Origin of the sequence: Streptomyces sp. SID3212 (assembly GCF_009865405.1) — a bacterium.
GTDB lineage: Bacteria > Actinomycetota > Actinomycetes > Streptomycetales > Streptomycetaceae > Streptomyces.
Genome location: NZ_WWJY01000684.1, coordinates 1 through 7,232, shown reverse-complemented (window position 1 = coordinate 7,232; position 7,232 = coordinate 1). Strand labels below are relative to the sequence as shown.

At 72.1% G+C, this 7,232-nt stretch carries 7 protein-coding genes and 1 pseudogene; 6 read left to right on the top strand and 2 right to left on the bottom strand.

Annotated elements, in window-relative coordinates; all coding sequences use genetic code 11:
* A pseudogene (locus GT042_RS20740) lies at window positions 1-480 on the top strand (hypothetical protein); the annotation flags it as partial.
* Entirely contained in the window at window positions 477-1,307 is an 831-nt protein-coding gene (locus GT042_RS20735) for an ABC transporter permease (RefSeq protein WP_161310226.1), read from the top strand. The pseudogene GT042_RS20740 and the gene GT042_RS20735, both read left to right, overlap by 4 nt.
* A gap of 73 nt (window positions 1,308-1,380) precedes the next feature.
* Here GT042_RS20735 and GT042_RS20730 read toward each other — a convergent pair whose 3' ends face one another.
* Together GT042_RS20730 and GT042_RS20725 are read right to left on the bottom strand one after the other, a co-directional pair.
* On the bottom strand, window positions 1,381-1,644 hold the full coding sequence (locus GT042_RS20730; RefSeq protein ID WP_161310225.1) for a hypothetical protein: 264 nt from the start codon (window positions 1,642-1,644) through the stop codon (window positions 1,381-1,383).
* A gap of 276 nt (window positions 1,645-1,920) precedes the next feature.
* The gene (locus tag GT042_RS20725; RefSeq protein WP_161310224.1) at window positions 1,921-2,730 is read right to left on the bottom strand and encodes an SGNH/GDSL hydrolase family protein; all 810 of its coding nucleotides are present in this window, start codon (window positions 2,728-2,730) and stop codon (window positions 1,921-1,923) included.
* Between the two features lie 424 nt (window positions 2,731-3,154).
* Here GT042_RS20725 and GT042_RS20720 point away from each other — a divergent pair, with 424 nt between their 5' ends.
* From GT042_RS20720 to GT042_RS20705, 4 genes are all read left to right on the top strand, one after another.
* Window positions 3,155-4,039: a glycosyltransferase family 2 protein gene (locus GT042_RS20720; RefSeq protein ID WP_161310223.1), complete on the top strand. Its 885-nt coding sequence runs from the start codon at window positions 3,155-3,157 to the stop codon at window positions 4,037-4,039.
* Between the two features lie 80 nt (window positions 4,040-4,119).
* Complete coding sequence (locus GT042_RS20715; RefSeq protein WP_345943851.1) at window positions 4,120-5,118, top strand: glycosyltransferase family 2 protein; 999 nt, start codon at window positions 4,120-4,122, stop codon at window positions 5,116-5,118.
* A gap of 143 nt (window positions 5,119-5,261) precedes the next feature.
* Window positions 5,262-6,041, top strand: a complete 780-nt coding sequence (locus GT042_RS20710; protein WP_161310221.1) for a polysaccharide deacetylase family protein — start codon at window positions 5,262-5,264, stop codon at window positions 6,039-6,041.
* Window positions 6,042-6,167: 126 nt separating this feature from the next.
* Window positions 6,168-7,232 (top strand): DUF5925 domain-containing protein (locus tag GT042_RS20705; protein WP_161310220.1); only part of this gene is annotated, 1,065 nt, incomplete at its 3' end.

Genomic DNA, 7,232 nt, shown 5'->3' with positions numbered 1-7,232 from the left:
CTGCTCACCACGCAGTATCTGGAGGAGGCCGACCGGCTCGCCGACAGCATCGTGCTGATCGACGACGGGCGGGCGGCCCATCGCGGCACGCCGGCCTCGCTCAAGGCGCTCATCGGCTCGTACGCGGAGGTCGTCCTCGCCGAAGAGGCGACCGGAGAGGCGACCGAGGCCGCGCTCGTCGCGGCGGCGGGTGTCCTCGACCGGCTGACCGGCGCCGAGCCGGTGCTCGACCGGACGCGCCGGGCCGTCGGCGCCGTGGCCGCCGACCCCGCGCTGACGCTGCCCCGGATCGTCCGCGAACTGGACGCGGCGGGCGTGCCGGTGGTCGACGCGAGCCTGCGGCCCCCGACGCTGGACGAGGCGTTCCTGCGCCTGACCGGCCGTACGGGTCCCCTCACCGCCGAACCGGCCCCCCTCGCCCTCCCCCTCACCACCGAGCCGCGCGCCCGGCGCGGGGCCGGGAAGGAGCACGCCGTATGAGCACCACCGCGTACGACATCGCCTACGACGAAGAAGCACGCCGTCCGAGCACGCTCGCGTACGACAGCGGAGCCGTCCTCCGCCGGCACCTCCGGCGCATCCGGCGCGCGCCGGGCGTGGTGCTCCTCACCCAGAGCATGCCGATCAACATGCTGCTGTTCTTCGGTTACGTCTTCGGCAGCGCGCTCGCGACGCCCGGCCGGGAGTACCGCGCCTTCCTCGTACCGGGGTTGCTGGCGGCGACCGCCGCGGGCGGCCTCATGACCGGGATGTTCCAGGCGTCCCAGGACGCGCAGCGCGGGGTCATGGACCGGTTCAGGACCCTGCCGATGAGCCGGGCCGCCGTACCGCTCGGTCAGACCGCGGCCGACCTGCTCACCACCGCCGCCGGGATCGTGCCGCTGATGCTCGTGGGGCTGGCGGTGGGCTGGCGGATCGAGGGGGGCGTACCGGGCGCACTCGGGGCGGTCGGGGTGCTGCTGCTCTTCCGCTTCGCGACGGCGTGGGTGGGCACGTACCTCGGGCTGGTCCTCCGTAACGAGGAGGTGGCGGGGCAGTTGGGCGCGGTCACGTTCGTCCTGCCGCTGCTGTCGAGCGCGTACATCCCGACGGACGGACTGCCGGGCTGGCTGCGGACGGCCGCGGAGTGGAATCCGATCAGCGCGATCGCGGGGGCCGTACGCGATCTCTTCGGCAACGCGGCGCCGGCCGTTGACGCGGCCTGGCCGACGGCCCATCCGCTGGCCGGGTCCCTGCTCTGGTCACTGGCGCTGCTGGCCGTGTTCGTCCCGCTGACCGTACGGCGGTACGCCGACAGCGGTGAGTGAGCCGACCGGTGGCGGGGAGTGGTCCACCGGCCGAATCACCGAGGGTGCTGCGGAAGGAGCGGGGCGGTAGAGTTCAGCCGCGGCTGCCGAAGAGAGAGCGGCGCAGGCGCCGCAGCGGTGCGAAGAGCGAGACGCGCGCACTTCTGCTCTTCTGGGTCTCCGTCCGGTCCCGCGAGGTCAGTTCACGCATCAGCAGAGTCGCCTCGGCCGTCTCCCGCTGGGGCACGGCGGGACCGCCGAGCACCGAGAGATGGCGGTCGAGGCGCGAACTGGTCGCGCTGCTTCCGCAGGTGATCGCAGGGACTCGCGCCCTGCTGTGGACCGTTATCTGTTTCATGTCACTCCCCACCCGTACGAGGGCACCCGACCCGGGCAGGTTAACCCTATCGTCCCCTACTGACACTCGTGTATCCCGTCTTCAGGATTCACCACACACACAAGGGGGTTGACGCGCCTTGCCTGATCCATCCTAATTCAGGGCGAGTTGGACAGTTCACCCCGGGGGCCGATGGTTGACCGGCGCACCAACTGGCGTTGCCTGTCGCTGACCTGACACGAAGAGGCCCCGGGTGACCGGGGCCTCTTCGCACGGCGGTACGGCGCTTGGTGCCTTTCAGGCGGCCGAGGTGAAGACCGGCAGGTAACCGCCGGACTGGCCGGCGGCGGTCGGGTGGTAGGACTCGCTGATGTTGAGCAGGTTCACGCTGTGGAGCCACGAGGAGCCCGAGCAGATCTCGTGCCCCTGGAACGCCGACGCGACCCCGGCGAACGTGAATCCGTGGTCGGCCGCCCGCTTGGCGGTCGCGTCGTTCAGGTAGTCGGAGGCGCTGTTGATCGCGGAGCGCTCCCTCTCGGAGAGGCCGGCGATGCAGGAGCCGCTCAGCTGGTAGAAGCGGGGGTAGCCGAGCACGACCACTCTCGCCGAGGGGGCTCTGGCCGAGATCGCCGTGTAGACGCGGTCGAGGTTGGCGGGCAGGGTGCTGTCGACGAAGGCACGGGCCTGGGCGACCCGGTTGAGGCAGGTGGACTCCGACTGGAGGACGCAGGTCGTCATGACGTCCGCGAAGCCGGCGTCGTTGCCGCCGATGGTGATGCTCACGAGGTCGGTGGAGGCGTTGAGGGGGGTCAGCTGATTCGCGGTCACATCACCCGTACGAGCGCCCGAGCAAGCGGTGAACGCGAACGTGGCGGGTGAATGCGCGGCCGCCCAGAGGGCCGGGTACGCGCGGGCGGTGCGCTTGCAGTCGCCGGCGGCGGAGTCGTACGCGCCGGCGCCGAGTCCGGAGGAGTAGGAGTCGCCCAGCGCCACGTAGTCGGTGGCGGCGGCCGACGGCGCGGCCTGCGCGGAGGCCGCGCCGGTGAGAGCGAGCACGGCTCCGAGGGTCAACGCGGACGTGAATGCCGCGATTCGGGACAGTTTCATGGAACCTCCCTTTAGCAGGATTTCTGCCTCTCCTTTGGTACCAGGCCCCACCCCTCACTGGAAGTGTCCATGTCAAGAACATTACGGCACGTTCCAGCCCTTGCCATACCGTCCCCGCCCTCAATACCGTCTTACGACCACCCGCATCGGTCCATCACGCAAAGCGGCGTCCTGGGGAGGGCTCAAACGCCGCGATGGCTCCCGGGCGGGGCGCGGTAGGGGGGTGCCGTGCTCGGTGACCGCACTTGATGCCGAGTCGCGTGCCGCGCGGCCAGCTCCACAACTCGCCCATGCGCCAGGGAGATCCGTGCCGTCACGGCAGGGGTCTTGTTGTCGCGGGAGGTGAGAACCCCCCTTTCGAACCGGAAACACAGCCGGACCGCCCGGGGGTGGGCGGTCCACCGGACGAGAGGGAAACAGACTCGTGAGCTCTTTTGTGCGCCCGGCCCTGCCGGGCGAAGATCCGTTAACAGCGCGCTCGCGGAATTCAGCCGGTTCCGCGCAGACGCCCGCTGTCAGGAACGGGTCCCACCGCACAGCGCGTCCGTACCGCCCGGTCTCACTCCATCTGGCGATCGCTCCGCCCGTGAGCGTCGTCATCCCGGCCATGAACGAGGCCGAGAACCTTCCGTACGTCTTCAAGACCCTGCCCGACTGGATCCACGAAGTGGTCCTGGTGGACGGCAGATCGACCGACGACACCGTCCGGGTGGCCCGCGAACTGCGGCCGGACGTCAAGGTCGTCACCCAGCGCGGCAAGGGCAAGGGGGACGCGCTGATCAGCGGGTTCGCCGCGTGCACGGGCGACATCATCGTGATGATCGACGCGGACGGCTCGGCCGACGGCAACGAGATCGTGTCCTACGTCTCCGCGCTGGTCTCGGGGGCCGACTTCGCCAAGGGATCGCGGTTCGCCAACGGCGGTGGCACGGACGACATGACGCGGATCCGCCGGCTCGGCAACCGCGCCCTGTGCGCGGTCGTCAACGCCAAGTTCGGCGCGCGGTACACCGATCTCTGCTACGGCTACAACGCGTTCTGGCGGCACTGCCTGGACGACCTCACCCTCGACTGCACGGGGTTCGAGGTCGAGACGCTGATGAACATCCGGGTCGTGCAGGCCGGGTTGAAGGTGCAGGAGATCCCGAGCCACGAGTTCGACCGGATCCACGGGGTCAGCAATCTGCGGGCCGTCAGGGACGGGCTCCGGGTCCTCAGGGTGATCCTCCGGGAGAAGGGCGTCCCGCGCGCGACGCGGCGGCGGCCTCCGGGACTCCGGATCACGGCGCTGCGGGGAGAGGTGTCTTGACCGGCCGCCCTCACCTTCCCCACCTCCCCCACCGTCCTCATCCTCCTCACTTTCCCCACCGTCACCGGCCGTTCTCGGTGGTGATCTGCGTCTACACCGAGGACCGCTGGGACGACATCCTCGCGGCGGTCGACTCGGTGCGCCACCAGTCGCTGCCGGCGCTGGAGATCCTCGTCGTGGTCGATCACCACCCCGCTCTGCTGGAGCGACTCCGGGTGGAGTACGGGGAGTTCGCGGCGCGCGGGGAGGTGCGGGTGCTCGCCAACGCGGGCGTCCGCGGCCTCTCCGCCGGCCGCAACACCGGGATCGCCGCCGCCCGGGGCGAGATCGTGGCGTTCCTCGACGACGACGCCGTGGCCGAACGGGACTGGCTGCGGTTCTTCGACGAGGCGTACGACGATCCGCGGGTGCTGGCGGTCGGCGGACGCACCCTGCCCGCCTGGGCGTCGGGCCGCAGGCCGGGGTGGTTCCCCGAGGAGTTCGACTGGGTCGTCGGCTGTACGTACCGGGGGCTGCCCGAGGGGAAGGTGCGGGTCCGTAACGTCCTGGGCGGGAACGCGTCCTTCCGGCGGTCGGCGTTCGACGCCGCCGGAGGGTTCGCCACGGGCATCGGGCGCGACGGCGACAAGCGGCCCCTGGGGTGCGAGGAGACGGAGTTGTGCATCCGGCTCGCCAGGGCCGTACCGGACGCGGTGCTGCTGATCGACGACCGGGCGCTGATCCGCCACAAGGTCCCGGAGGCGCGGGAGCGGTTCGGGTACTTCCGCACCCGCGCCTACGCCGAGGGTCTGTCGAAGGCCCTGGTGGCCCGAAGTGTCGGCGCGGGCAAGGGACTTGAGTCCGAACGGCGCTACACCACCCGGGTGCTGCCCGCCGGGGTGGTACGGGGGCTGCGCGACGCGGTACGGGGCCGGCCCGGCGGCCTGGGGCGGGCCGGCGCGATCGTGGTCGGCGTCCTCGCGGCGGCGGGCGGTTACCTGCTGGGGAGTTACCGGGCGCGCGGGGGCGGGGCCACGTTCTCGTCGGGCCCGATCGAGAGGACGGGGCGCCTCGGCAGCCCCAGGGGAGCCTCCGCGTGAGGGAAGAACCACCCGGCCCGCCGGACCCGCCGTCCGCGGCGGGTCCGGCGGGTCCCGCAGGCCCGGCGGGTCCCGCAGGCCCGGCGGGTCCTGCGGGTCCTGCGAATCCGGTCCTGGACGCGCGTGAGCCCATACCGATCCTGATGTACCACGCCGTGGCGCACCGGCCCGCCGCCGCCACCCACGTCCTGTCCGTCTCCCCCGAAGCCTTCGCGGCGCAGATGGAGTTGCTCGACGCACGCGGGTTCACGCCCGTCACCACGGCGGCACTCGCCCACGCCTGGCGCACCGGCCGTGCGCTGCCTCCGCGCCCCGTGCTGATCACCTTCGACGACGGTTACGAGGGCGTGCACCGCCATGCCCTCCCCGTCCTCGCCTCGTACGGCTTCACCGCCACCGTGTTCCTGACGACCGGATGGCTGCGCGGGCCGGGACACACGGGCGGCGCGCTCGACACCATGCTCGACTGGGGCCAGGTACGGGAGCTGGCGGCGGCCGGCACCGAGATCGGCGGCCACAGCCACACCCACCCGCAGCTGGACCAACTCACCCCGGAGCGGCTGCGGTTCGAGGCGCTCCACTGCCGGGAGGTCATCGGCGACCGGCTGGGCGGCGGGCCGCCGGTCTCCTTCGCGTACCCGTACGGCTACTCCAGCCGGCGGGTCCGCCGTACGGTCCGCGAGGCCGGGTTCACCCAGTCGCTCGCCGTGGGCAACGCGCTCGCCCGGCCGCGCCAGGGCCCGTACGCGCTGGAGCGGGTGACCGTCCGGCGCTCCACCGACACCGACGAGTTCGCACACCTGGTCGAGGGCCGGTCGCTCGGCCGGATCTTCGCCAGGGACCGGGCCCTGACCCAGGGGTACGCCGTCGTCCGCCGGACGCGCGCCGCCGCACGCCGGGTGGTGGGCGCGGGGCGCCGCTGACCGGGGGCGGGTGCGCGGGGGCGGGTGCGCGGGGGCCACCGCGCACCCGCGTTCCCGCGCGCCCGCGCATCCGCCACGGGGCAAAACACCGTGCGTCGGACCTTCGTGTGCCGGATCATGGGCGACATGTCTGCCAAGCCTCAGGACGCACTGCCGATCCGGCTCAACGTCGATGACAGCGATTCGCCGTCGGATGTGGTCGACGCGCTGTTCCTCGGTCGCTTCGCGACGGGCGAGCAGCCGTTCTCGCACAGTTCGACGATCGACCGCGTCAAGTCGGGCGCGCCCCTGCTGCCGCCCGGCGCGACGATCCTGCGCCGCGCCAAGGACGACGACCGCAGCGCCACCCTGGCCGAGGGGGACGGCTGGACGCTGCTGGTGTCCCGCTGGAACCGGGGCGCGGACGTGACCGTGACGGCGGTCAGCGCCGAACTCGCCGAGAAGGTCCACCAGCAGACGACCGACGGCGCCCAGGACGAGCCGGAGCCGCAGCCCGACAATGTGACGATGGGCTTCTGGTACGTGTCGCCCCGGCGCGGTCCGCACCGCACCACCCGCCAGATCGCCGCCGGGACCTGGGACGAGGTCAGGCCCAACTACACCGCCCCCGTGGCGGAGGCGATGGACCGGCTGATGAAGGTGACCCCGGACGACATCGCGGGGCGGCTGCTCCTGCTGCACGGGCCGCCCGGCACGGGCAAGACGTCCGCGCTGCGCACGCTGGCGCGTTCGTGGCGCGACTGGTGCCAGGTGGACTGTGTCCTGGACCCGGAGCGGCTCTTCAACGACGTCGGGTACCTGATGGACATCGCCATCGGGGAGGACGACGGCTCGGCGAAGGGGCGCTGGCGGCTGCTCCTGCTGGAGGACTGCGACGAACTGATCAGGGGCGAGGCCAAGCACACCGCGGGCCAGGCGCTGTCGCGGCTGCTGAACCTCACGGACGGGCTACTCGGCCAGGGCAGGAACGTGCTGGTGGGGGTGACGACCAACGAGGACCTGGAGCGGCTGCACCCGGCGGTGGTCAGGCCGGGGCGGTGCATGGCGAGGATCGAGGTCGGTTCGCTGACGCGGGCGGAGGCGCTGGCCTGGCTCGGCCCGGAGGACGGCGAGCGGGAGTCGGCGGTCGGCCGGGACGGGGCGACGCTGGCGGAGCTGTACGCGATGCGGCGGGGCAGCGGCCCGGCGTCG